Origin of the sequence: Micromonospora sp. NPDC049662 (assembly GCF_040675055.1) — a bacterium.
Taxonomy (GTDB): domain Bacteria; phylum Actinomycetota; class Actinomycetes; order Mycobacteriales; family Micromonosporaceae; genus Micromonospora.
This window is the reverse complement of record NZ_JBFAOC010000033.1, coordinates 50,582-73,257: the sequence shown is the minus strand read 5'-3', so window position 1 is coordinate 73,257 and position 22,676 is coordinate 50,582. Positions and strand designations below refer to the sequence as shown.

General features: G+C 73.8%; 19 protein-coding genes. 8 read left to right on the top strand and 11 right to left on the bottom strand.

All coding sequences use genetic code 11. From position 1 onward, the window contains the following. The 3 genes from AB0J36_RS23005 to AB0J36_RS22995 all read right to left on the bottom strand — a co-directional run. Positions 1–1,389 (bottom strand): DUF2314 domain-containing protein (locus AB0J36_RS23005; protein ID WP_363661097.1); only part of this gene is annotated, 1,389 nt, incomplete at its 3' end. 66 nt (positions 1,390–1,455) lie between these two features. Continuing rightward, entirely contained in the window at positions 1,456–2,229 is a 774-nt protein-coding gene (locus tag AB0J36_RS23000) for an adenosylcobinamide-GDP ribazoletransferase (protein ID WP_363661096.1), read from the bottom strand. Beyond that, positions 2,219–4,159 (bottom strand): bifunctional adenosylcobinamide kinase/adenosylcobinamide-phosphate guanylyltransferase, encoded by a 1,941-nt coding sequence (locus AB0J36_RS22995; protein ID WP_363661095.1) that lies wholly within the window; start codon positions 4,157–4,159, stop codon positions 2,219–2,221. Before AB0J36_RS22995 ends, AB0J36_RS23000 begins: the two co-directional genes overlap by 11 nt. Before the next feature lie 142 nt (positions 4,160–4,301). On the opposite strand from AB0J36_RS22995, the gene AB0J36_RS22990 reads away from it, so the two are divergent. Both AB0J36_RS22990 and AB0J36_RS22985 read left to right on the top strand, forming a co-directional pair. Next, complete coding sequence (locus AB0J36_RS22990; protein ID WP_030337978.1) at positions 4,302–4,502, top strand: hypothetical protein; 201 nt, start codon at positions 4,302–4,304, stop codon at positions 4,500–4,502. After that, positions 4,502–5,296, top strand: coding sequence for a site-2 protease family protein (locus tag AB0J36_RS22985; RefSeq protein WP_357126687.1), 795 nt, complete (start codon positions 4,502–4,504; stop codon positions 5,294–5,296). The genes AB0J36_RS22990 and AB0J36_RS22985 overlap by 1 nt, the downstream gene beginning before the upstream one ends. Positions 5,297–5,395: 99 nt before the next feature. Here AB0J36_RS22985 and AB0J36_RS22980 read toward each other — a convergent pair whose 3' ends face one another. The 6 genes from AB0J36_RS22980 to nadA all read right to left on the bottom strand — a co-directional run bounded on the left by AB0J36_RS22980 (position 5,396) and on the right by nadA (position 15,986). After that, positions 5,396–6,394 carry an aldo/keto reductase family protein gene (locus tag AB0J36_RS22980; RefSeq protein WP_357126690.1) on the bottom strand — a complete coding sequence of 333 codons (999 nt, stop codon included), beginning with the start codon at positions 6,392–6,394 and terminating at the stop codon, positions 5,396–5,398. A gap of 44 nt (positions 6,395–6,438) precedes the next feature. Beyond that, a complete protein-coding gene (locus AB0J36_RS22975) occupies positions 6,439–11,454 on the bottom strand; it encodes a WG repeat-containing protein (RefSeq protein ID WP_363661094.1) in 5,016 nt (1,671 codons plus the stop codon). A gap of 372 nt (positions 11,455–11,826) precedes the next feature. Then, a complete protein-coding gene (locus AB0J36_RS22970) occupies positions 11,827–12,378 on the bottom strand; it encodes an XRE family transcriptional regulator (protein WP_357126696.1) in 552 nt (183 codons plus the stop codon). Between the two features lie 156 nt (positions 12,379–12,534). Then, positions 12,535–13,128, bottom strand: coding sequence for a DUF3043 domain-containing protein (locus tag AB0J36_RS22965; RefSeq protein ID WP_357126698.1), 594 nt, complete (start codon positions 13,126–13,128; stop codon positions 12,535–12,537). Between the two features lie 114 nt (positions 13,129–13,242). After that, positions 13,243–14,598, bottom strand: coding sequence for a UDP-N-acetylglucosamine 1-carboxyvinyltransferase (murA, locus tag AB0J36_RS22960; protein WP_203177790.1), 1,356 nt, complete (start codon positions 14,596–14,598; stop codon positions 13,243–13,245). Positions 14,599–14,810: 212 nt separating this feature from the next. Next, a complete protein-coding gene (nadA, locus tag AB0J36_RS22955) occupies positions 14,811–15,986 on the bottom strand; it encodes a quinolinate synthase NadA (protein WP_357126702.1) in 1,176 nt (391 codons plus the stop codon). Between the two features lie 68 nt (positions 15,987–16,054). Between nadA and AB0J36_RS22950 the strand changes: the two genes are divergently transcribed. The 3 genes from AB0J36_RS22950 (at position 16,055) to AB0J36_RS22940 (ending at position 18,850) form a co-directional block, all read left to right on the top strand. Continuing rightward, positions 16,055–17,194 (top strand): glycerate kinase, encoded by a 1,140-nt coding sequence (locus AB0J36_RS22950; protein WP_357126705.1) that lies wholly within the window; start codon positions 16,055–16,057, stop codon positions 17,192–17,194. 158 nt (positions 17,195–17,352) lie between these two features. Then, positions 17,353–17,721, top strand: a complete 369-nt coding sequence (erpA, locus tag AB0J36_RS22945) for an iron-sulfur cluster insertion protein ErpA (protein WP_007463211.1) — start codon at positions 17,353–17,355, stop codon at positions 17,719–17,721. A 151-nt stretch (positions 17,722–17,872) separates the two neighbouring features. After that, positions 17,873–18,850 (top strand): carbohydrate kinase family protein, encoded by a 978-nt coding sequence (locus tag AB0J36_RS22940; RefSeq protein WP_357170650.1) that lies wholly within the window; start codon positions 17,873–17,875, stop codon positions 18,848–18,850. 126 nt (positions 18,851–18,976) lie between these two features. On the opposite strand, the gene AB0J36_RS22935 is transcribed toward AB0J36_RS22940, so the two are convergent. Beyond that, complete coding sequence (locus AB0J36_RS22935; protein WP_355049374.1) at positions 18,977–19,210, bottom strand: sulfurtransferase TusA family protein; 234 nt, start codon at positions 19,208–19,210, stop codon at positions 18,977–18,979. Continuing rightward, complete coding sequence (locus tag AB0J36_RS22930; RefSeq protein ID WP_363661093.1) at positions 19,207–20,358, bottom strand: aminotransferase class V-fold PLP-dependent enzyme; 1,152 nt, start codon at positions 20,356–20,358, stop codon at positions 19,207–19,209. The genes AB0J36_RS22935 and AB0J36_RS22930 overlap by 4 nt, the downstream gene beginning before the upstream one ends. A gap of 230 nt (positions 20,359–20,588) precedes the next feature. On the opposite strand from AB0J36_RS22930, the gene coxB reads away from it, so the two are divergent. The 3 genes from coxB (at position 20,589) to AB0J36_RS22915 (ending at position 22,494) form a co-directional block, all read left to right on the top strand. Next, positions 20,589–21,560: a cytochrome c oxidase subunit II gene (coxB, locus tag AB0J36_RS22925; protein WP_357126715.1), complete on the top strand. Its 972-nt coding sequence runs from the start codon at positions 20,589–20,591 to the stop codon at positions 21,558–21,560. Positions 21,561–21,569: 9 nt separating this feature from the next. Then, on the top strand, positions 21,570–21,995 hold the full coding sequence (locus AB0J36_RS22920; protein WP_357126718.1) for a cytochrome c oxidase subunit 4: 426 nt from the start codon (positions 21,570–21,572) through the stop codon (positions 21,993–21,995). A gap of 292 nt (positions 21,996–22,287) precedes the next feature. Next, on the top strand, positions 22,288–22,494 hold the full coding sequence (locus AB0J36_RS22915; protein WP_357126721.1) for a hypothetical protein: 207 nt from the start codon (positions 22,288–22,290) through the stop codon (positions 22,492–22,494). Positions 22,495–22,676 lie beyond the last annotated feature (182 nt).

The window sequence follows — 22,676 nt, the reverse complement described above, 5'->3', positions numbered from 1 at the left end:
CTCCTTCTCACTGTCGTCCATATTTTCTCTCGAGGGTGGGGGGGGGGGGGGGGGGGGGTGGGGGGGGGGGGGGGGGGGGGGGGGGGTGGGGGGGGGGGTGGTGGGGGGGGGGGGTTCGCCGGAGTCCAGGACGGCTTGGGTCCAGCCTCCTTCGATGACCCCGGTCGCGTCCAGGACCGCCCAGTCGACGACGTCGGTGGACTCCACGACCACCGGGGCGCCGATCCGGACGCTCTCGTCGGTGTTCGCGTCGCTGGCGCTGACGCCGACGATCCGCTCCGGGGTCTCCCACGAGGTGACGCCCGCCCAGACGTACTCCGGGCCGTCGTCGCCCGGCAGGCCGTACTTCACGACGAGCTGCGACTCGGTCGGCAGCCGGCCGGCGACGAAGCGGGCCCGCGCGTCGCCCAGCGCGGCGCGGGCGGTGGCCACCGCACGGCTCATGGCGTCACCGGAGCGGGCGTAGCGCACGTCCGGCTGGATGCCGGAGAACAGGGTCGCGCAGGCGGCGGCGTAGTAGCGACCGTCCGGGCCGGGGTGCCCGGCCGGTGGGCGCAGGCTCAGGAACGAGTCGGCCTCCGGGTCGGTCGCCGGGTCCAGCTCGAGGCGCAGCAGCACCGGGGCGGTCGCGCCGTGCTGCTCCGGGTTGCCGTACGCGACGGCGATGTCGTGCCCGGTGACCGTGGCGAGCACCGGTAGCTGCACGAAGGCGGGCACCTCCGCGCCGTTGAGGCCGTCGGTCCAGTCCCGCAGCAGCCGACGGGCCGCGCCGGTCATCACCGCGCCCCAGGCGCGGGTGAGGTGGTCGGGCACCCCCTGGGTCTGCAATTCCAGCAGCCCGAAGCGACGCAGCCCCTTCGTGGTGAACCACAACCCCTCGGCGTCCGACGAGTACGGCACCAGCACCCAGTCGACGAGCCGGATCCGGCCCTGCTCGTCGGGGAGGGAACGCAGCGCGGTCGCCGGGTCGAGGAACTGGAGGCCGAAGACGTCCACCACGTCGCCGTCGACGGACTCGGCGACCGCCGCCGCCACCGCCCGAGCCGCCCACTCGTGTGCCGGCGGCCAACCGGGTCGGTACTCGGCCTGCACCACCACCAGGTGCGTCGCCGCCGCCAGCCGGGCCAACTGTTCCGGCGTGGCGCCGAACGCGGTGAGCAGATCCGGCGGAAGCGCGGGGAACTCGGCGATCGGCCGGGTGTCCACGCTCATCAGCGGGCTGTCCAGCATCTGGGTGGCGAGCCCGTGCACCGGTTCGGCCAGCCGCCCGGCCAGTGACGCCACCGCCGTCTTCGCGCTGACCTTCGGCAGCCCCGCCATCGGCACCAGGTAGGTCGCGCTGAGCGACTCCGGCACCGGTACGGGCAGGAAGTCGTCCGTGATGAGCATGTGGGTTCCCCCGGTGGCCGTGCCGGTGCTGTCGAGCCGAACGCTACCCGGCCGCGCGCGCCGGCTTCAGCCGGACAGCACCACACCCAGGTAGACCAGCGTGGTGACCACCTCGACGGTCGCGCCGAGCACGTCGCCGGTGATCCCGCCGAGCCGGCGTACCAGGTGGGTCAGCAGCGCCCCGGCGACGGCCAGCGCGGCGACGACGGCGAGTGGCCCCTGCCACGGGCGGCCCGGCACCGCGGGCGCCGCCAGCAGCACGACGGCGACCGCGCCCACGGTCAGGGCCGCTGGGCCGACCGTGCCGGCCACCAGCGCGCCCAGGCCGTCCGGCCGGGCGGCGGGCACACCCCGCCGGCACGCCACCGTGACGCCCAGTCGGCCGGCCGCCGTCGCCGCGACCACCGCCGCGAGGCACGCCGGCCACGACCGCCCGGCCAGGTCGGCGAGCGCCGCGGCCTGCACCAGGAGTACGACCACCAGCGCCACGACACCGAACGGTCCGACGTCCGGCTTCTTCATGATCTCCAGCGCGGCGGCGCCCCGGCGGTACGAGCCGAGCGCGTCCACCGTGTCGGCCAGCCCGTCCAGGTGCAGCCCCCGGGTGAGCAGGGCGGCGACCCCCACCGTCACGCCCGCCGCGACCAGCGGGGGTGCGAGCAGGCCGGCCAGGAGCAGGACACCCCCCAGGAGTACGCCGAGCAGCGCGCCGACGGCCGGGGCGAGCGCCATCGCCGTACCCGCCACCGGGCGGTCGATCCGTCCGGCGCGTACCGGCAGCGTGCTGAAGGTGGTGACGGCGAGCCGGACGCCCGCGACGAACCGCGACTCAGCCGGCACGCCAGCCCGACGCCGGCTGCTCGTCGCCGCCCGTGCGGGTGGGGCCCGGCCCGGCCGGCTCCGGCTCGACGAACTCCGGGTCGGTGTAGTCGGGCCCGGTGTAGGCCGGCTCGTCGTCGGCGTAGTCGGGCTCCGGCTCGTCGGTGCCGTCCGGGTCGGCGTCGCCGCCGAGCGACGGATGGACCGGCAGGGCGGCGGCCAGCGCCAGCACCGAGCGCAGCATCGGCAGCGCGACCAGGGCGTTCGCGCCCTCGCCGAGGTCCAGGCGGAGGTCGAGCAGGGGGGTGAGGCCGAGCACGTCGGCCGCCAGCCGCACCGCGGGGTGCTGGCCGTGGTCGGCCAGCAGGCACCAGTGCCGGGCCTGCCCGGCCAGGTCGCGGCTGATCATCCCGGCCGCCAGGCCGACCGGCCCGTCCAGCAGCACCGGCACCCGGCGGGCGGTCGCGCCCAGCAGCACGCCGGTGGCCACCGCCACGTCGCCGCCACCCAACTCGGCCAGCACGTCCTTGGCGGAGCGCGGCGAGCGGCGGGTGCGGTGCAGGGCGTCCCGCACGGCAGCGCAGCGGACCATCCAGGCCGCGTCGTCGATCTCACCGGAATCGGTGATCACCCGACCCAGCACCGACGGCGGTTCCGCGCCCGCGGTGGCCGCCAGCACGGCCGCCGCCGCCGCTTCGGTGCCGGCGCCGCAGGCGCCCAGGACCAGCAGTTGTACGCCCGCGTCGGCCGCCTGCTCGGCCAGCCGCCAGCCGTAGCGCAGCGCCGACTCGACCTGCTCGCCGGCCAGCGCCGGCTGGGTCTCCATCGGGGCGGCGGCCGGCGTGTCCACGACCTGGAGGCTCGCGCCCGCCTCGGCGGCCAGCCGGGCCAGCGCGCCCCGGCCGGCGCGGGCCTGCGCGGCGCGGCGTGCCGACTCGCCGGCGACGGTGCCGGCGGACGCGCCGCCCGCGTGGTCGCCGTTGAGCAGCAGCACCCGTACCGAACCCCAGGCGGACGGGGTCGACGTGCCCTGCGTGGCGGCCGCGAAGCCGACCACCCGGTCCAGGACGCCCAGCCCGGCGCCCGGCACGTCGAGGCTGGCCAGCCGGTCCACCGCCTGCGGGCCCGCGTACTCGTCGGGCATCGGCAGCTCCATGCCCGGCTGGATGACCAGTCCGGTGGCCACCATCGGCAGCGCCATCGTCGGCGCGGCCCAGGGGTTGCCGGGCTCCTGGTTCGGCGCGACCGGCGGGGTGTGGGTCAGCACCTCGGGGAGCTGCACCTCGGGCGTGGGCTCGGTGTCACCCAGGCTGGGGGTGGCCGGGCCCGGGGTGCCCAGCTCGCTGGCGACGGCGTGTCTCCCGGTCGCGGCCACCGGCGTGGACGGCGCCGAGGTGGCGACCGCTGCCGGCTTCAACCAGGCGGGCTGGCCGGCGAGCACCAGCACCACGGCGTCGCAGGCGTCCGCGACCGCGCGGTTGGCCGCGCCGAGCGCGTCGGCGAACGCCCGCCCCAGCGGGGTCGTCGGCACCAGCGACAGTCCCACCTCGGGGCTGACCAGCACCACCCGCGCCGTGCAGGCCCGGATCGCCTCGGCCAGCTCGGCGATCGTGGCCACGTCGTCGGCGGGCTGGTGCTCCGGGTCGAGCAGCACGGTCACCCAGCCGCCCAGGTCGTCGACGAGCAGCGTCTCGTTCGGCTCGGCGGACGCGAGCACGTCCGCCAACCGTCGCGGCTCCCCGGCGGTCTCCTCGGTGGTCCAGCTACCCGGGCGTCGGGCGCGGTGCGTCGCCAGTCGGGTGGCCCACTCGGTGTCCTCCGGGTCGCCCTCGGGCGCGGTGGCGACGTAGCGGACCACCGGCGCGTCGGCGACCAGGGACTCGGCGAACTCGGACTTGCCGGACCGGATGCCGCCGAGCACCAGGACCGTGTTCCACCCGTCAACGGACATGCCCGTACCTTAAGGCCGCCCGGGGTCGCTCTGCCTGCCGGCCCGGCGCTCGCGCGACGGGTGAGGGGCCGTCGCGCGTCGGGCCGACTACGCTGGCGGGGGTTCGTCCCACCGGGACTTCAGCGGCGAGGGGAGACGCGGCATGGCGTGGAGCTGGCGGTACGAGGGCACGGACGGCCAGACGGTCGAGGGACCGGCGGAGTCGTTCGGCAGCCAGGCCGACGCCGAATCCTGGATCGGTCAGACCTGGCGTGAACTCGCGGCGTCCGGCGTCACCTCGGTCGCGCTCGTGGAGGACGACCGGGTGGAGTACCGGATGAGCCTGCTGCCCACGGCCGAGTGATGGCGTACGACCGGCCGGGCGACAAGCTGGTGCTCGGCGTGCCCAGCGCGGCGTTCCGGCCCAGCCCGGTCTTCCTCGGCCTGGTCGCGCTCTTCGTGGCCAGCGGGGCGCTGGCCTGGAACGGCTACGGCAGCGTCCGCTTCGACGTGTTCCTGTTCGTGGTCTCCGGCTGGCTGGTGTCGCTGTGCCTGCACGAGTACGCCCACGCGGTCGTCGCCTACCGGGCCGGTGACCGGGACATCGCCCACCGTGGCTACCTGACGCTCAACCCGTTCAAGTACACCCACCCGCTGCTGTCGATCGTGCTGCCGGTGGTGGTGGTGCTGCTCGGCGGCATCGGCCTGCCCGGCGGCGCGGTGTGGGTGGACCGGCACGCCATACCGGGGCGGCTGCGGCACACCCTGGTGAGCCTCGCCGGCCCGGCGACAAACGTGCTGTTCACGTTGCTGCTGGTGCTCGCGGTACGACTCGGCGCGACCTCGGGCGGCCCGGTCGAGTTCTGGGCCGGGGTGGCGCTGCTGGCGTTCCTGCAACTCACCGCGAGCGTGCTCAACCTGCTGCCGGTGCCCGGCCTGGACGGCGGCAACATGATCCAGCCGTGGCTGAATCCACAGTGGCGCAGGATGTACGACCTGTTCGCCCCGTACGGCTTCATCCTGCTCTTCGCGCTGCTGTGGAACCCGCGCATCGGCGGCTGGTTCTTCGACGCGGTCTTCGCGGTCGGTGACCTGCTCGGCCTGCCGTCCTGGCTGTACGCCACCGGGCTCGACCTGATCCGTTTCTGGCAGAGCTGAGCTGTCCGGCCCGGCCCGAGGCGGCTGAGCTGACCCGGCCCGTGCGGCTGACCGGTCCGGTCGGCGCGAACCTGTCGCGCCGACCGGACCGGACCCACGTCAGGGCCGCTGTGCGGGAGACTCGGTCTTCGCCGCGTCTCGCTCCACGACCGGTTCGACGATGTCGTCGATGGCCTTGAGCAGCTCGGCGTCGAGCGTGACCCCGGCCGCCTTCACGTTGTCGTGCACCTGCTCGGGGCGGGACGCGCCGATGATCGCCGACGAGACGTTCGGGTTCTGCAGCACCCACGCCACGGCGAGCTGGGCCATGCTCAGCCCGGCCTGCTCGGCGAGCGGCTTGAGCTGCTGCACCCGGGTGAGCACGTCGTCGTTCATGAACCGGGCGATGAAGTTCGCGCCCGACTTCTCGTCCGTGGCGCGGGAGCCGGCGGGCGGCGGCTGCCCCGGCAGGTACTTGCCGGAGAGCACACCCTGCGCCATCGGCGACCAGACGATCTGACCGATGCCCAGCTCCTCGCTGGCCGGTACGACCTCGGCCTCGATGACCCGCCACAGCATCGAGTACTGGGGTTGGTTGGAGACCAGCGGAACGTGCAGCTCCCGGGCGAGCGGGTGGGCGGCGCGCAGCTGCTCGGCGGTCCACTCGGAGACGCCGATGTAGTGGGCCTTGCCGGAGTGCACGACGTCGGCGAACGCCTCCATCGTCTCCTCCAGCGGCGTGCTGTAGTCGTACCGGTGGGCCTGGTAGAGGTCCACGTAGTCGGTACGCAGCCGGCGCAGCGAGCCGTTGATCGACTCCATGATGTGCTTGCGGGACAGGCCACGGTCGTTGCGACCCGGCCCGGTCGGCCAGTAGACCTTGGTGAAGATCTCCAGGCCCTCGCGACGCTCGCTCTCCAGCGCCCGGCCGAGCACGTCCTCGGCCCGGGTGCCGGCGTACACGTCGGCGGTGTCGAAGGTGGTGATCCCCGCGTCGAGGGCGGCCCGCACACACGCGAACGCCGCGTCCTCCTCGACCTGAGAACCGTGGGTGATCCAGTTGCCGTACGAGATCTCGCTGACCATCAGGCCGGAACGGCCCAGGTGTCGGAATTCCATGTCCCGACCCTAACTCCGGTGGATCACGATCGCCGAGTGGCGGCTCAGAGCACGGGATTGGCGTCGGTCAACAGTCGGTCGATCTCCTCCAGCACCGCCCCGCGATCGGGATGCACCAGGTCGATCAGTGACGCGCCACGACGGTCCAGCGCGCCCCACCGACCGCCGCCGCTGACGAGGAACGCCACCGGGTGGATGACCACCACCGGGTACGACGGTGGCACCAGCACCGTGCCTGTGCGATCCACCACACCGCGCCGGCCGGCCACGTCGAAGACCGCGAGACCCTCCTCGGTGAAGCCGTCGACCGGCCCCGCGTCGGTCAACTCGGTGACGAAGGCGTGGTAGCGGGTCGGCACCACGATCCGTCCGGTCCGGTCGACCGCCCCCCAGCCCTCGCGCTTCACCGGGGCCAGTCCGCGGCGGAACGGTCGTACGTCGGCGAAGTTCGGCGGGACCTGCACCGCGCCCGTCGGGTCGATCGCCGTCCACCCGCCGTCGGTGACCACCCAGGCCAGACCGTCACTGAACGGACGCACCGCCCGGTACGACGGCGGGATCACCGTCGTACCCAACATGTTGATCAGCGACCACCGGTCGGTGTCCGGCCGCCGGACCCAGGCGAGCCCGTCGTGGAACGGCTGCGCCTCCGCGTACCGGGCGGGAACGGCAACGTTCCCGGCCTGGTCGGTGTAACCCCACAGCGGCCCGTCGCGGTCCGGCTGCGGGGGCCGGTCACGGTCGAGCACCTCGTCCCGACCCCGGGGGTACGGCCCGAAGCCGTCCGCCGCTCGCACGGTGACCGCGTCGAGGGCCACCCGCACCCGGTCCAGCAGTTCGGCGTCGGCCGCGCCGCGCAGATCGAGCGCCCGCTCGAAGTGGTGGCAGGCCTCCATCAGGCGGCCCTGGTCGTAACAACAGCGTCCGGCGTGCTCGTGCAGGGCGGCGCGCAACCGGTCGGGCAGCTCGACCGAGTTGGCCTCGGTGAAGAGCTGGTCGGCCTCGGCGAAGTCACCCCGCCACCGCAGCACGTGCGCCAGCCGCGCCTGCGCGAGCGCGGTCCGGCGCAGCTCACCGGTGGCCTCCGCGTACGTGAGGGCGAGGCGTCCGTCGGCCAACGCGTCGTCGAGGTCGCCGAGGATCCGCGAGGCCACCGCCCGGAGGCTGAGCAGCCGCGCGCGGGCCCGGTTGTCGATGGCCGTACCCAACTTCTCGGTCAGCCGCCGCCGGATGGCCCGCATGCCGTCCGGCTCGGTCAGCTCCTCGCGCAGGGTCACCGGGTCCAGCCGCCAGCGGTAGGCGGCCAGGACCTGCTCCGGGTCGCCCTCGTCGGACAGCGACGGACGCACCGGCCCGGTCGCCGTGCCCGGCGGCGCCGACACGGGCGCGTCCGCCTCGGACGGGTCACGCGGCCCGGGAATGACGACGGCCGGTACGGCAGACACGGCTTCTGCGGAGGCGGTTTCTGCGGAGGCGATCTCTGCGGGGGCGGCTTCTGCGGGGGCGATCTCTGCGGGGGCGGCTTCTGCGGTGACGGGTGGCGCGGGAGGGGTCGGGGACGCCGCTGGCGGCCCGGAGGCGGGCTCGGGGGCGACCGGCGTGGTAACCGGTTCGGTGGCGACGGGTGGCGCGGGCACGGGTTCCGCCGCAGCCCGTGGCGGGGGAGGGGGCTCGGGGGCGGCCGGTGCTGTGGTGGGTTCGGGGGCGGCGGGTGGTCCGGAGACGGGCTTGACGACGGCGGGCGGTGCGAAGGCTGGTTCGGGCGCGGGCGACGCGTAGGTGGGTTCCGGTGCGACATCGGATGTGGAGGGTGCCGTGGTGGCGCCCGCCACCATGCCGTCCGCCGTGCCCTCTGCCGTGCTCTCCGGCACGGGAACGGGTTCAGGCGCGGCGGCGGGTGGTGCGGAAGTGGGCGCCGCAAAGGCGGTCGTGGGTGTGGCCGGCGGTGCCGACACGGGCGTGGCCGGTGGTGCCGACACGGGTGTGGCCGGTGGTGCCGACACGGGTGTGGCCGGTGGTGCCGACACGGGTGTGGCCGGTGGTGCCGACACGGGTGTGGCCGGTGTGCTTGCCGCGACGGAGTCCGCGTCGACGGGCCACTTCGTTGCGGGCTCGGGTGTCGTGCGATCCGCCTCGGTCGACGGCGCGGGCTCCGCGTCGGTGCCCGGCGTGGCGGTCGACGGGTCTGCGGCGTTCGGCCCGCGCGACGACGACGGCCGGTCCGACGATTCCCGGCCGGCGGCACCGTCGACGGGCGGCGTGCTTCTGCGGGCGGCCACCTCGTCGGGGTCGTCCGCGGTGGACTCGCTCTGCCACTCCGACGGCTCGCCGGAGACCGGGCGGCGATCCCTGGCGGCTGCGCCGTCGGTCGTCAGCGGCTCGCGGCTGCTGGTGTCGCCCAGGTCGTCCGACCAGGCGGGCGGCGCGACCGCAGTGGACTCCGCCGCCGGACCGGACACGGGGTCCATCCCGGTCGGGGTCGGCTCGGCAGCGGGCGTCGCGTCGTCGACCAGCTCGCCGGACCAGGATGGACGCCCGGCGTCGACCGGCCCGATCGGCGGCGCGGAGACGGGCCGCGCGGCGGCGGGCGGCGCGGAGACCGGCGGCGCGGAGACCGGGAGCGCGGAGACCGACGCCGCGACGGCCTCGCCAGCGTCGGGTCGCTGGTCGGTGGCCGGGCGGTCGACCAGCGGTTCGGTCGACGCGATCGTGCCGTGCGGGTCCCCGGTCCCGGGTGGTGGCCCTGCCGGTACGTCGACGAGGGCCCGGTCCTCGGCCGTGGCGGCGGCCGTCGACGCCTTGTCGGTTGTCGGCGGCACGGCCTGATCGGGCTCGACCGGTTGGGTGCCGGGGCTGAACCAGGCATCGGGCCCCCGCACCGGTGCCGCCGCCGGCTCCGGGCTAACTGGCGCGGACGTCTCGGTGGGCGTCGGAGGCACGTAGCGACGCGGCACCCCCGGGGCGACCGGGAGTGACGGCTCGGCGTCGGGTGTGGAGGACCTCGGCGTCGCTGGGGTGGCGGGCGGTTCCGGTCGCCGCCAGGTCGGTGGCGGCGCGACCGGCGGGCGGCTGTCCGGGCCGGGGTAACGCGGCGCGGTGGTGGGCCGGGCGTCCGCGGTCGGCGCGGCTTCGGTAGGTCGCTGCTCGGGCCGGGGCGGCGACGCCGACTGTTCGTCCGCCGACGGGGGTTCCACCGGGGCGGGCAGGAACTCCACCCGGAGCCGCGCGGCCGGTGGACCGGAGATCGGAGCGTCCACAGCCGGCGAGACCGGCAGGCCCGACACCGGCCGGTCGTACTCCGGCCGGTTGTACTCCGGCCGGCCGGACGAGGTGGGCGGTCGCCGTTCGTGGTCGGCGGGCGCGGGGGAGACGGGCGTCGCCGACAGCGGTTCCTCCCACCCGGCGGCGGGGGAGACAGGCCGGTCCCGCCCGCGAGCGGCGGGGGACACAGGTGCGTCCCGTCCGGGGGCGGCGGGGGAGACGGGCGCGTCCCGTCCGGGGGCGGCGGGGGAGACGGGCCGGTCCGACGGCAGCCGGTCGGTGCCCGGCGCGGCCGGGGAGACGGGTGTGGGCGGGACCGGGGTGGCCCGACTGTAGGTGGGTGACGCGCTCGCGGCGGGGCGGACCGGCCGCTCGTCGTACCGGCCAGGCTCCGTCGCTGGCCGTGCGGGGGCGGTCGGCGGCCGCGACCCCACGCGCGGCTCGGTGTCGCGGTACGGCTCGGGCCGGTAGCCCGGCTCCCGGGTACGGTCCGGATGCACCGGGCCGGGCGCCGGCCAGGGCAGGCCGCCACCCGAGCGGGGCTCGCGGTAGGCCTCGTCGCGGCGGGTCTCTTCGCGGTACGGCTCCGGTCGGGCCGTCTCGCGCGGACGACGGTCCGGGTACGCCTCGGCGCGCGCTGCCGCCTCGCGGGGTTGCTGGCGGTGCGGTTCGACGTCGGGACGGCGGCGGTCGTCGTCGCGGCGGGGCTGCTGCTGCGGCGCGTCCGTTTCGGGGCGGCGTCGCCGTCCGCCCTCGGAGGTCTGGGGCGGCCCGTACATCTCGTCCGGGCGGCGCTGCCACTCGCCGGACCCGCCGGGGCCAGCCTCCACCCGGGACCGCTCGTCGGCACCGCCGCGCTCCGGCCGGCGGGCGTCGTCGGGCCGGCGCTCCGCACGGCGGACCTCGTCGTCCGGCCAGCGATCCGACCGGCGGGCTTCGTCGGGGCGACGGTCGGGCTGGCCGTCGGCCCGGTAGCGGTTGCGGCTGTCGATGGGCGCCCACTGGCCGGCGCCTTCGGCGGCCCAGCCGTCAGTCGGGCGGCTCTCGGGGTTCCGGGTCGGCCGGACGCCGTACCCGTCGCCGGGCTGCCGGTCGTGGGCGGCGGCCGGCCGCTCCGACGTGCCGCGTCGGCGCGGTGGCTCGTCGGGTTCGGACACCCATCCCGAGTCACCACGGGGGGCCGGGGAGTAGGGCCCGGGGGAGACCGGCGGTGACGTCGGGTACGCCCGGTCCCGGTCGGTCGGCTCGGGTCGGTGTCGGCGGTTGTCGTACCCATCGGAAGCGGGCTGCTCGCGGTGCCACGCGGCCTCCCGGCCGGGTGCCCGGTCGTCGCCGGGGCGTCGGTCGGACCAGGCGGTACGGCGGTCCGACTCGGGCGAGCGGCGCTCCTCGCGCCGGGGCGGCTCGGGGAGCGGCCGGCGGTACGGCTCATGGTCGTAGTACGCGGGCTCGGAGCGGCCGTGTCGCGACGAGTCGGGCGTCCGCTCGTCGCCGCGCGGCCAGCCGTAGGACTGGTCCGGCTCGTCGTCCGTCCGCCACCGGCCCTCGGGTTCGGCCGGAGGTTCGTCGGCCCAGGAGCGGCCGAGGTAGGTGCCGTCCGGGCGGGTCGGCGCGAGCGGGGGGACCTCGGCACGACCCACCGCGCTCGCCCGACCGCGCGGGGGCGGGGACTGGTGGGTGGCGCCGATGTCACCGGGGTAGCGCTGGCCGGGGAACTGGGGTTGCCATTCGGTGGTCGGTTCGACCACCCAGGACGGTTCGTTGGGATCCCGCCACCGGTCGGTGTACCGGCCGTTCATCCGTCGAGCCCGTCGCCACACCCGACCGTTCGGCCGCTCCCCGTCGACGGTGAGGTGGCGCTCCTGTCCCGCTGGCCGTTGGGCGTCCGGTCGCCGCCTGCCACGCTCCGGTGGCCGGCTCGCGTCCGCTCGCTCACGGCGTTGTCACCTCGTTGCACATTGTCGCGCTGGGGCCTCGCGTGCCGGTTGGGTCGCCCGGTTCCGGCAGGGCGTGGCTGCGGATGGAGGGTAACGGCGCGGGCTCGTTCACCGCCACTGTGGCAGCGCCCACGAGCGCAAACGTTATCCGATGGTTCCGGACATTTAGGTCGATAACCGAATCTGACCTTTGACGATACCCCACCCGCCGCCCCAACGGACCGGAGCGCCGGGTCAGGGATGCTCCATGACGAGGACGGCGAACGTCCCGGGGACCAGCGCCTCGTACCGGTGTGGCAGGTCGCCGGGGAACGTCGCGTAGTCGCCCGGGCCGAGGTCGACCACGTCGCTCTCGGGGCCCACCCGCAGCCGTCCGGCGGCCACCACCACATGCTCCACGCTGTGCGGCGTGTGTCCGTCCGCCTCCCGGACCGCTCCCGGCTCCAGCTCGATCAGGTAGATGTCCCGACGTACCCGCGACGTTCCGGCGCTGAGCAGCGTCCCGGTGAAGTCGGCCCGCTCGGAGCGGACCCGGGGGCCCTCGCCGGCACGAATCACCCGAAGGTTGTCGGCCACCGGCTCCACGAGCCGGCTGAACGGCACGCCCAGCGCCACGCCGATCGCCCACAGCGTCTCCACGCTCGGGTCACCGGTCCCCGACTCCAGCGCCGAGAGCGTGGACTCGGGCGTCCCCGCCCGCGCGGCCAGCTCGGTCAGCGAGACACCGGCCCGCTCGCGTTCGCGGCGCAGGGCGGCGGCGACGCTGGCCGATGGTTCTCCGGGCATGCGTGTTCGCTCCACTGGATCATCGTTCGCGGTCACGAACAACGGGGGCCTGTTCACCGTGCGGGACTACGCGCACGGTACAACGAACGGCAACCGCCCGACGTCCTTTGCCACCAACGCGGCCAGAGCGGGTGTCCCGGCGACGGGTCGCCGGGATCAGACCTTGTCGCCGAGCTTGACCGCGGGCGCCGGAGTGCGCATCCGCCGGAAGGTGATCGACCGCATCACGGCGTAGAGGTAGAGCGAGCCCATCCGCTGGTCGGTCTTCGGGAAACGCTGCCGGACCAACTTGCTGATCTTGCGGCAGATCAGCACCGAGTCGACGACCACGCCGAGGGCCAGGGCGCCCCAGAGCACGTTGGAGATCAACCGGACCACCGGCGGCATCGCGGCGTTCGAGCCGATCAGCACGATCAGCGCGCCGCCGAAGAACCAGGTGCCGACGGTACGACGGGAGTCGACCACGTTGCGCGCCAGCAGCCGCTCCGGGCCCCGGTCGCGCGGGCCACCCTCGCGGCGGAAGTCGGCGGCGGCCTCGGCGCGCAGTTGACGACGCCGTTCCCGCTCCTCCTCCTTGGTGAGGGGGCGGCTCGGGCCGGCCGGACGCCGGCCGACCGTGGGCCGCTTCGGCGTCTCCCGACCCTTGGCCGGGGTGTAGCCCCGGGAACGGTCGGCGGTCTCCTCGGGGGTCACCGAGGTGACGGCCTCGTCGACGAGGTCGGTGGACTTGCGGCGAAAGAGCGACGGCACGCGGCAAGGGTAGCCAACGGTCCGTGCCCGGTGCACATCGCGGTGCAACGGGCCGACGGCTCCAGGTCGCAGCGCGACCTGGAGCCGTCGGGATCGAACGCTTGGTGCGGGAGGTTACGGGCGCTCGGCGTGCGCGCCCAGGTCGGCGAGCTTCGCCTCGAAGTCCTCGTAGCCCCGGTTGATCAGGTCGACGCCGTACACCCGGGAGGTGCCTTCGGCCGCGAGCGCCGCGATCAGGTGGCTGAACCCGGCCCGCAGGTCCGGGATGACCAGGTCGGCGGCGTGCAGCTTGCTCGGCCCGGCGATCACCGCGGAGTGCTTGAAGTTGCGCCGGCCGAAGCGGCACGGGGTGCCGCCGAGGCAGTCCCGGTAGACCTGGATGTTGGCGCCCATCGAGTTCAGCGCCTCGGTGTAGCCGAGCCGCTGCTCGTAGACCGTCTCGTGCACGATCGACAGGCCACGGGCCTGGGTCAGCGCCACGACCAGCGGCTGCTGCCAGTCGGTCATGAAGCCCGGGTGCACGTCGGTCTCCAGCGCCACGGCGTTCAGCTCGCCGCCCGGGTGCCAGAAGCGGATGCCGCCCTCCTGGCCCGGGTCGCCCAGCTTCGGCGCGCGGGCGTCGGTGACCTCGTACTCGCCACCGACGGACCGGAAGATGTTCAGGAAGGTCATCATGTCGGCCTGCTGGGCACCGAGGACCTCGACGTGACCACGGGTGGCCAACGCGGCGGCGGCCCAGCTCGCGGCCTCGATCCGGTCCGGGATCGGCCGGTGGGTGTACCCGTGCAGCTTCGGCACGCCCTGGATCTCGATCACCCGGTCGGTGTGGACCTTGATGATCGCGCCCATCTTCTGCAGGATGCAGATCAGGTCGATGATCTCCGGCTCGACGGCGGCGTTGCGCAGCTCGGTGACGCCCTCGGCCATGACCGCGGTCAGCAGCACCTGCTCGGTGGCGCCGACGCTCGGGTACGGCAGGGCGAACTTGGTGCCGTGCAGCCCGTTCGGCGCGGACAGGTGCAGCCCCTCGGGCCGCTTGTCGACGGTCGCGCCGAACTCCCGCAGCGCCTGCAGGTGGAAGTCGATCGGTCGCGGGCCGATGTGGCAGCCGCCCAGGTCCGGGATGAACGCGTGGCCGAGACGGTGCAGCAGCGGCCCGCAGAACAGGATCGGGATCCGGCTCGAACCGGCGTGCACGTTGATCTGGTCGGTGCTGGCGCTCTCCACGTTCGCGGGGTCGAAGACGAGTTCACCGTCCTCGGCGCCGTCGGTCACCTTGACGCCGTGCAGACCGAGCAGACCCCGGACCACCTCGACGTCGCGGATCTTCGGCACGTCGAACAGCCGGCTCGGGCTGTCGCCCAGCAGTGCGGCGACCATCGCCTTCGAAACCAGGTTCTTCGCGCCGCGCACGCGGATCCGCCCTTCGAGCGGAGTGCCTCCATGCACGACCAGGACGTCGTCGGTCAACGCAACCTCCAGCGCTTCGGTGCTGCTGTGTTGATGGTGGGGAGCGTGAACCTTGTCGCTACCCCGGATGCGGCCATATCGAAACGGCCCGCTCGCGTCGTCGCTCCGGCAGCATAGCCCTCGGTGACGAAAAAGGACTCGGTCAGACCGGCGTGTGTGGCATTAATCGGTGATCCGGCACTTTTGTGTACCAGGGACGTCACGGATCGTGGTCATGCGCCGGGCAGAGCGAGCATCTGGTCCAGCGCCACCCGCGCGTGGTGGGCGGTGTCGGCGTCCACCGTGATCTGGTTGACCACCCGGCCCGCGACCAGCTCCTCCAGCGCCCACACCAGGTGCGGCAGGTCGATCCGGTTCATCGTCGAGCAGTAGCAGACCGCCTTGTCGAGGAACATGATCTGCTTGTCCGGGTGGGCCAGGGCCAGCCGGCGGACCAGGTTCAGCTCGGTGCCCAGCGCCCACGCCGAGCCGGCCGGCGCCGCCTCGATGGTCTTGATGATGTACTCGGTCGAGCCGACGTGATCGGCGGCGGTGACCACCTCGTGCCGGCACTCCGGGTGGACCAGCACGTTGACGCCCGGCACCCGCCCCCGTACGTCGTTGACGCTGTCCAGCGTGAACCGGCCGTGCACCGAGCAGTGCCCCCGCCAGAGGATCATCTTGGCGTCGCGCAGCTGCTCCGGCGTGAGCCCGCCACCGGGCTTGTGCGGGTCGTAGAGCACGCAGTCGTCCAGCGACAGGCCCATCTCCAGCACCGCCGTGTTGCGGCCCAGGTGCTGGTCCGGAAGGAAGAGCACCTTCTGACCCTGCTCGAACGCCCAGTCCAGGGCGCGCTTGGCGTTGGACGAGGTGCAGACCACGCCGCCGTTGCGCCCCACGAAGCCCTTGATGTCCGCCGACGAGTTCATGTACGTCACCGGCACGGTGTCGCCCGCGATGCCCAGCTCGGTCAGCGTGTCCCAGGCGGCCTCGACCTGACCCAGCACGGCCATGTCCGCCATCGAGCAGCCGGCCGCCAGGTCGGGAAGGATCACCCGCTGGGTGCCGGTGGTGAGGATGTCGGCGCTCTCGGCCATGAAGTGCACGCCGCAGAAGACGATGTACTCCGCCTCCGGACGGGCCGCCGCCTCCCGGGCCAGCTTGAACGAGTCACCGGTCACGTCGGCGAACTGGATCACCTCGTCGCGCTGGTAGTGGTGCCCCAGCACGAAGACCTTGCTGCCCAGCTTCGCCTTCGCCGCCGTGGCGCGGGCCACCAGGTCGGGATCGCTGGGCGCCGGCAGGTCGCCCGGACACTCGACGCCGCGCTCGGTGTCGGGGTCGCTGCCCCGGCCGAGCAGCAGCAGAGCCGTCGCCGTGTTGGAGGGTTCCACCCAGGTCGAAGTCACGTAGCCCATGGTCCCACAGCACGAGCGCGCCGCAGCTCCGCTCGGTGTGTGCTGCCACACTGCTCGCCATGCGCGTGCTGCTCTGCCCGGACAAGTTCGCCGGCACCCTGTCCGCACCGGAGGTGGCCGCCGCGGTCGCCGCCGGTTGGCGCACCGTCACCGACACGGATGACCTGCTGATCCGGCCCCTCGCCGACGGCGGGCCGGGCTTTGTCCAGGTGCTCGCCGAAGCGCTCGGCGGCCGGCGGCTGCCGGTGTCGACGGTCGATCCGCTGGGCCGCCCGGCGGCGGGTGAGATCCTGCTCACCGCCGACGGCACGACCGCCTACCTGGAGAGCGCCCAGGCGTGCGGACTGCACCTGCTCGCCGCCGACGAGCGCGACCCGAAGGCCGCCACGTCGTACGGGCTGGGACTGCTGGTGGCCGCCGCCGTGGAGAGCGGGGCCCGGACGGTGGTGATCGGGCTGGGCGGCTCCGCCACCAACGATGCCGGCGCGGGCATGCTCGCCGCGCTGGGCGCGACTCCGCTGGACGGGACCGGCGCGGCGTTGCCGTACGGCGGAGCCGCGCTGGCCGCGGTCGACGCGCTGGACGGCGTACCCCGGTTGCGGGACGCCCTGCTGGTCGCCGCCACCGACGTGGACAACCCGCTGCTCGGCCTGCACGGCGCGAGCAACGTCTTCGGTCCGCAGAAGGGCGCCGACCGGGCCGACGTGCTGCTGCTCGACGCCGCCCTGGAACGCTTCGCGGCGGTGCTGGAACGGGACCTGCCCGGCTGCCCGGCGGGCCTGGGCGCGCTGCCCGGCGGTGGGTCGGCCGGCGGTCTGGGCGCAGCCGTCCTCGCGCTCGGCGGCACCGTTGAGTCCGGTATCGGGCTGGTCACCCGCGCCAACCGGCTGGACGCCGCCCTGGACACCGTCGACCTGGTGATCACGGGGGAGGGGTCCTTCGACCACCAGTCGCTGCGCGGCAAGGTCGTCGCCGGGGTGGCCGGGGCCGCCCGGGACCGTGGGGTGCCCTGCGTGGTGGTCGCTGGCCAGGTCAGCACCGGTCGGCGGGAGGCCGCCTCGGCCGGGGTGACCGACGCCTACAGCCTGGTGGAGCACTTCGGCGGCGAGGAGACCGGCGGGCTCGCCGCAGCGCTGAGCCGCCCCGCCGACGGGCTGCGCGAACTGGGCGCCCGGCTGGCCCGGCAGTGGAGCCGCTGAGCGCGCGCCCCCGTCCCACCTGGGCCGGGTGCCCGCCACGCGGGTACGTCCGGCCGGGGCGGCGTACCATCGGAACCGGACCACAACCGGGAATCACTGGACGGCGTACGACGTTGGCCAGTGCGTCCGGACCCAAAACCGCGCAGGGAGACTTCCACGTGACCACGCCAGCGCAGACCGAGTCGACCGAGGCCCAGGCCCCTACTTCCGTCGTCCTCACCGACGTCGCGGCGCAGAAGGTCAAGGCCCTGATCGAGCAGGAGGGCCGCGACGACCTGCGGCTCCGGGTCGCGGTGCAGCCGGGCGGCTGCTCCGGCCTGCGGTACCAGCTCTTCTTCGACGAGCGGTCGCTCGACGGTGACGTCGTCACCGACTTCGGTGGCGTCGAGGTCGTCGTCGACCGAATGAGCGCCCCCTACCTGTCCGGCGCGACGATCGACTTCGCCGACCGGATCGACGCCCAGGGCTTCACCATCGACAACCCCAACGCGGGCAACTCCTGCGCCTGCGGCGACTCGTTCAACTGAGTCACGCACCACACCAGCGATGACGGGGCCGTCCCTTTCGGGGCGGCCCCTTCGTCGTGACGAGCTGGTTGCCGTCGCCCGACGGACCGGACACGCCCCGGTTACCGGGCCGGTAGGCTGACCGCGCCCCGCTCCCGACCCTGAGGTTGACATGAAGATCGCCGTGACCGGCTCGATCGCCACCGATCACCTGATGAGCTTCCCGGGTCGCTTCGCCGACCAGCTCATCGCCGATCAGCTGCACAAGGTTTCGCTCTCCTTCCTGGTGGACGACCTGGTGCTGCGCCGCGGTGGGGTGGCGGCGAACATCTCCTTCGGCATGGGGCAGCTCGGGCTGCGTCCGGTGCTGCTCGGGGCGGTCGGCGCGGACTTCGCCGACTACCGCTCCTGGCTGGAGCGGCACGGCGTGGACTGCGACTCCGTGCACGTCAGTGAGGTGGCGCACACCGCGCGGTTCGTCTGCACCACCGACACCGACATGTGCCAGATCGCCTCGTTCTACGCGGGCGCCATGAGCGAGGCGCGCAACATCGAACTGGCCCCGGTCGCCGACCGGCTCGGCGGGCTGGACCTGGTGCTGGTCAGCGCCAACGACCCGGAGGCGATGCTGCGGCACTCGGCCGAGTGCCGCACCCGCGGGTACGCGTTCGCCGCCGACCCCTCCCAGCAGCTCGCCCGGATGCCCGGCGAGGACGTGGTGGCGCTGATCGAGGGCGCCGAGTACCTCATGACCAACGACTACGAGAAGTCGCTGCTGCAGAGCAAGGCGCAGCTCAGCGACGAGCAGTTGCTGGACCTGGTGAAGGTGCGGGTCACCACGCTGGGCAAGGACGGCGTCGAGATCGCCGGTCGGGGCATCGACCCCATCCACGTACCCATCGCCCGGGAGATCCGGGCCGTCGACCCCACGGGTGTCGGCGACGGCTTCCGGGCCGGTTTCTTCACCGCGCTCTCCTGGGGTCTTGGCCTGGAGCGGGCCGCCCAGGTCGGCTCGCTGCTGGCCACGCTCGTCCTGGAGACGGTCGGCACCCAGGAGTACGACGTACGCCGCGACCTGTTCGTCAAGCGCCTCGCCGAGTCCTACGGCGACGTGGCGGCAGAAGAGATCCGCCCCCACCTCCTCCCGTAACCCTCACCCTCACCCTGACCCTGACCCCGACCCCGCGCCGATCTTGCACTTTGTGTCGCCGTTTCGCGGCTTGTGTCCGCTCTTGTCGGCACCGAAAGGCAAGATCGCCGGGGAGGGGGGTGGGGGTTAGTGGGTGCGGCGGATGTCGTAGGCGGGGCCTTCGGGGCCTGTTAGGGCGCCCAGGTACTCCTGGCCGCGCATGCGGCACCACGCCGGGAGGTCGACCGCCGCCGCCGGGTCGTCGGCCAGCACCCGGACGACCGTGCCGACCGGCACCTGCGGCATCCGCCGGGCCGCCGCGATCACCGGCAGCGGGCAGCGCTGACCCCGGCAGTCGATCACCTCGTCCGGCATCGTCACAGCCCGACCACCCCGGCGTCGGCCCGCAGGCCGGCGACGATCCCGGGCAGCTCGGTGAGGAACCGCTCGACGTCCTCGTCGCTGGTGTCCCGGTGCAGACTGACCCGCACGTTGCCGTGCGAGAGCACCCCCATCGCCTCCAGCACGTGCGACGGCCGCAGCGTGGACGACGTGCAGGACGAACCGGACGACACCGCGAACCCCCGTCGGTCCAGCGCGTGCAGCAACGTCTCGCCGTCCACGTACAGGCAGGAGAACGTCACCAGGTGCGGCAGGCGCAGCACCGGGTCGCCGACCACCTCCACGTCGGGCACCTCCGCCGCGACCCGCGCCCGGATCCGATCCACCAGCGGGGACAGCCGGGCCGCCTCGGCGGCCGCGTCGGCCGCCGCCGCGCGCAGGCTCGCCGCCGCCGCCACCACCGCGGGCAGGTTCACCACCCCGGGGGTACGGCCACCCTCCCGCTCGTCGGCCGGCCATGGCGACTCCCAGCGGGTGCCCTTGCGCACCGCCAGCAACCCCACCCCGGGTGGCCCGCCCCACTTGTGGGCGCTGGCGCTGAGCACCGACCAGCCGGCCGGCAGCGGCACCCGTCCGACCGACTGCGCCGCGTCGACGTACAGCGGAACCCCGGCGTCCGCGCAGACGGCCGCCGCCTCGGCGACCGGCTGCACGGTGCCCACCTCGTGGCTGGCGCTGATCAGCGCCGCCAGCGCGACCCCGGGAGCGCCGACGGCGTCCGACCAGCCGGTCAGGTCCAGCCGGCCCATCCGGTCGACAGGTACGGCGGTGGCGGCGCCGCCGGCCGCGACGTGCCGCTCGGCGGCGTGCAGGACGGCGGAGTGCTCGATCGCCGAGTGCACCAGCGTCGCCCCGACCCGACGCCGTCCCGCGAGCGCGCCGAGCACTGCGCCGTGGGCTGCGGTCGTACCGCTGGGGGTGAAGGACAGCTCGTCGGCGCGGACGCCGAGCGTCTGCGCGGCGGCCTCGCGGGCGGCGTCGAGCAGTTGGCGCGCGCGGCGTGCCTGGCCGTAGAGCTTCCCCGGGTCGGCCCAGCCGTCCTCCAGGGCAGCCAGCAGCGCCTGCCGGGCGACCGGATGCAGCGGCGCGGCCGTCGCTGCGTCCAGGTACACCGAAGAGGCGCTCACGGCGCCGCCTTCTGCTCGCGACTGCGGGGCTCGCAACCCCGGCTCACTCCTCGCACTCACGGGTCCCCACGCTATCGCGACGTTATGCCCAGGATCCCCCCGATGGGGGCGGACAGTGACCCCACCACGGCCGAGTCCGTCATGGTCGAGTAATCTGCGACCGTCGGTGACGCCTTTGCCGCCGGTGCTGACGAACGACGCACCGCGGCGCGCTAGGGAGGCAGGACCAGGTGGTCGCAAGGAGTTCGGAGGTACGGCCGTCGGCCGTACGGCACGGTGCTGCCCCACGGGTCGGTGGACGCCGGGGACGTGGTGCCGGTCGGCTGGCCGGGCTCGGTCTCGGGGGCGTGGCGCTGCTGGTTCTGCTCACGGGCTGTGACGTCGGCAAGACGTTCGACGGCTTCGGTTGGCCCCAGGGCGGCATCACGCCCGAGTCGCACCGGATGTACGACCTGTGGATCGCCTCCTGCGTCGCCGCGCTCGCGGTCGGCGTCTTCGTGTGGGGCCTGATCTTCTGGTGTGTCGTGCGGTACCGCAAGCGTGGCAACGCGCTGCCGGTGCAGACCCGCTACAACCTGCCGATGGAGTTCCTCTACACCATCGCGCCGATCCTGATCGTCTCCGTGCTCTTCTACTACACGGCGATCGTGCAGACCGACGTCGACAAGCTGTCGAAGAACCCGGACGTCACGGTCGAGGTCGTCGCGTTCAAGTGGAACTGGCAGTTCAACTACCGCGACGGTCAGGGCACGGAGGCCAAGACCACCGCGTCGACGCTCGGCACCAGCGAGGTCATCCCGGTGCTCGTGCTGCCGACCAACCGGTCCATCCGGTTCGAGGAGACGAGCCGCGACGTCATCCACTCCTTCTGGGTGCCGGAGCTGCTGTTCAAGCGGGACGTCATGCCGGGCAAGATCCGTAACGTCTTCGAGGTCTCCAGCCTGGACGCGGAGGGCGCGTACGTCGGCCGCTGCGCCGAGCTGTGCGGCAGCTACCACGCGTTCATGAACTTCGAGCTGCGGGTCGTGTCGCCGGAGAAGTACGACCAGTTCCTCGCGGCCAAGCAGGGTGGCAAGTCCACCCAGGAGGCGCTGGCCCAGATCGGCGAGGAGCCGTACGCGCAGACCACGAAGCCGTTCGACACCCGACGGACGCAGAGCAACTTCAACCCGGACGACGCTCCGGCCGGCACGGGAAGCTGAGGCAGCCGCATGAAGACCGAGTGGCGTATCTTCCTGATCATCGCCGGGTTCCTCTTCGGCGCGACCATCCTCTACGGCGCCTGGACGCACGGTGAGTCCGGCAACATCGAGTGGGTGGGCACCGTCGCCCTGGCGCTGTCGTTCCTGCTCTGCTCGATGTGCGGTGGCTTCTTCTGGTTCGTCTCCCGCCGTATCGACCTGCGCCCCGAGGACCGGGCCGACGCCGAGATCGCCGACGGCGCCGGTGAGGTCGGCTTCTTCAGCCCGGGCAGCTACTGGCCGTTCGGTCTGGCGCTGGCCGCTGCGATCGCCGCGCTGGGCTTGGTGTTCTGGCAGTTCTGGCTGATCGGTCTCGGCCTGGTGGCGGTCGTCTTCGCCGCCTGCGGCCTGCTGTTCGAGTACTACAGCGGCACCCGGCGCACCGCCGAGCACTGATCGACGAGATCGCGTACCGCCACGGAGGCCCGCACCCCGACCGGGGGAGCGGGCCTTCGTCGTGAGGCGCGCTTGATCGACCCGGGTTCCCGGAATTCGGGGTGTCCGGGTGGCCCGAACACCCCGCCTTCAGTGATGTCGGGGTGGATCACCCGAGGCGGCGCGGTCCGGGGGCGGGCGCGGAGATTTGTCGGACCCGCGTGGGAAACTACAGGCGAGTAGTTCTTCGCTTCCGTTGTGCGTCGTTGTCACGTTCCGGGGGCGGGTCGCCTGGAGTGAGAGGAGACGCCCGATGTCGCACCGCGATCTCTACTGCGACGTCTGTGCGGGCGTGACGCCGTTCGAGGCGCCGCCCTGCGTCGACGGCCACGGCAGCGACTGTCCCGAGCTGGTCTGCGCCGGTTGCGGCGCGGCCGTGGTGATCACCACGTTCGTCGCGCCCGTCACTCGGCTGGCCGAGCGCCGACGCCGCCAGCCGTCCCGCCGCCACGCCGCCTGACGCCCGCCGCCTGACGCCCGCCGCCTGACGCACGGCACCCGCCGCCGCGCCGCCTGACGCCCGCCGCCTGACGCGCGCCGCCCTCGGCCGCCCGGACATCGCGGCGACCGACGCGACGCCGTGCCCAGATCGCCGATGCGGCGGTGTCTCGCCGTGCTGTCGCCGCCAGATCGCCGATGGGG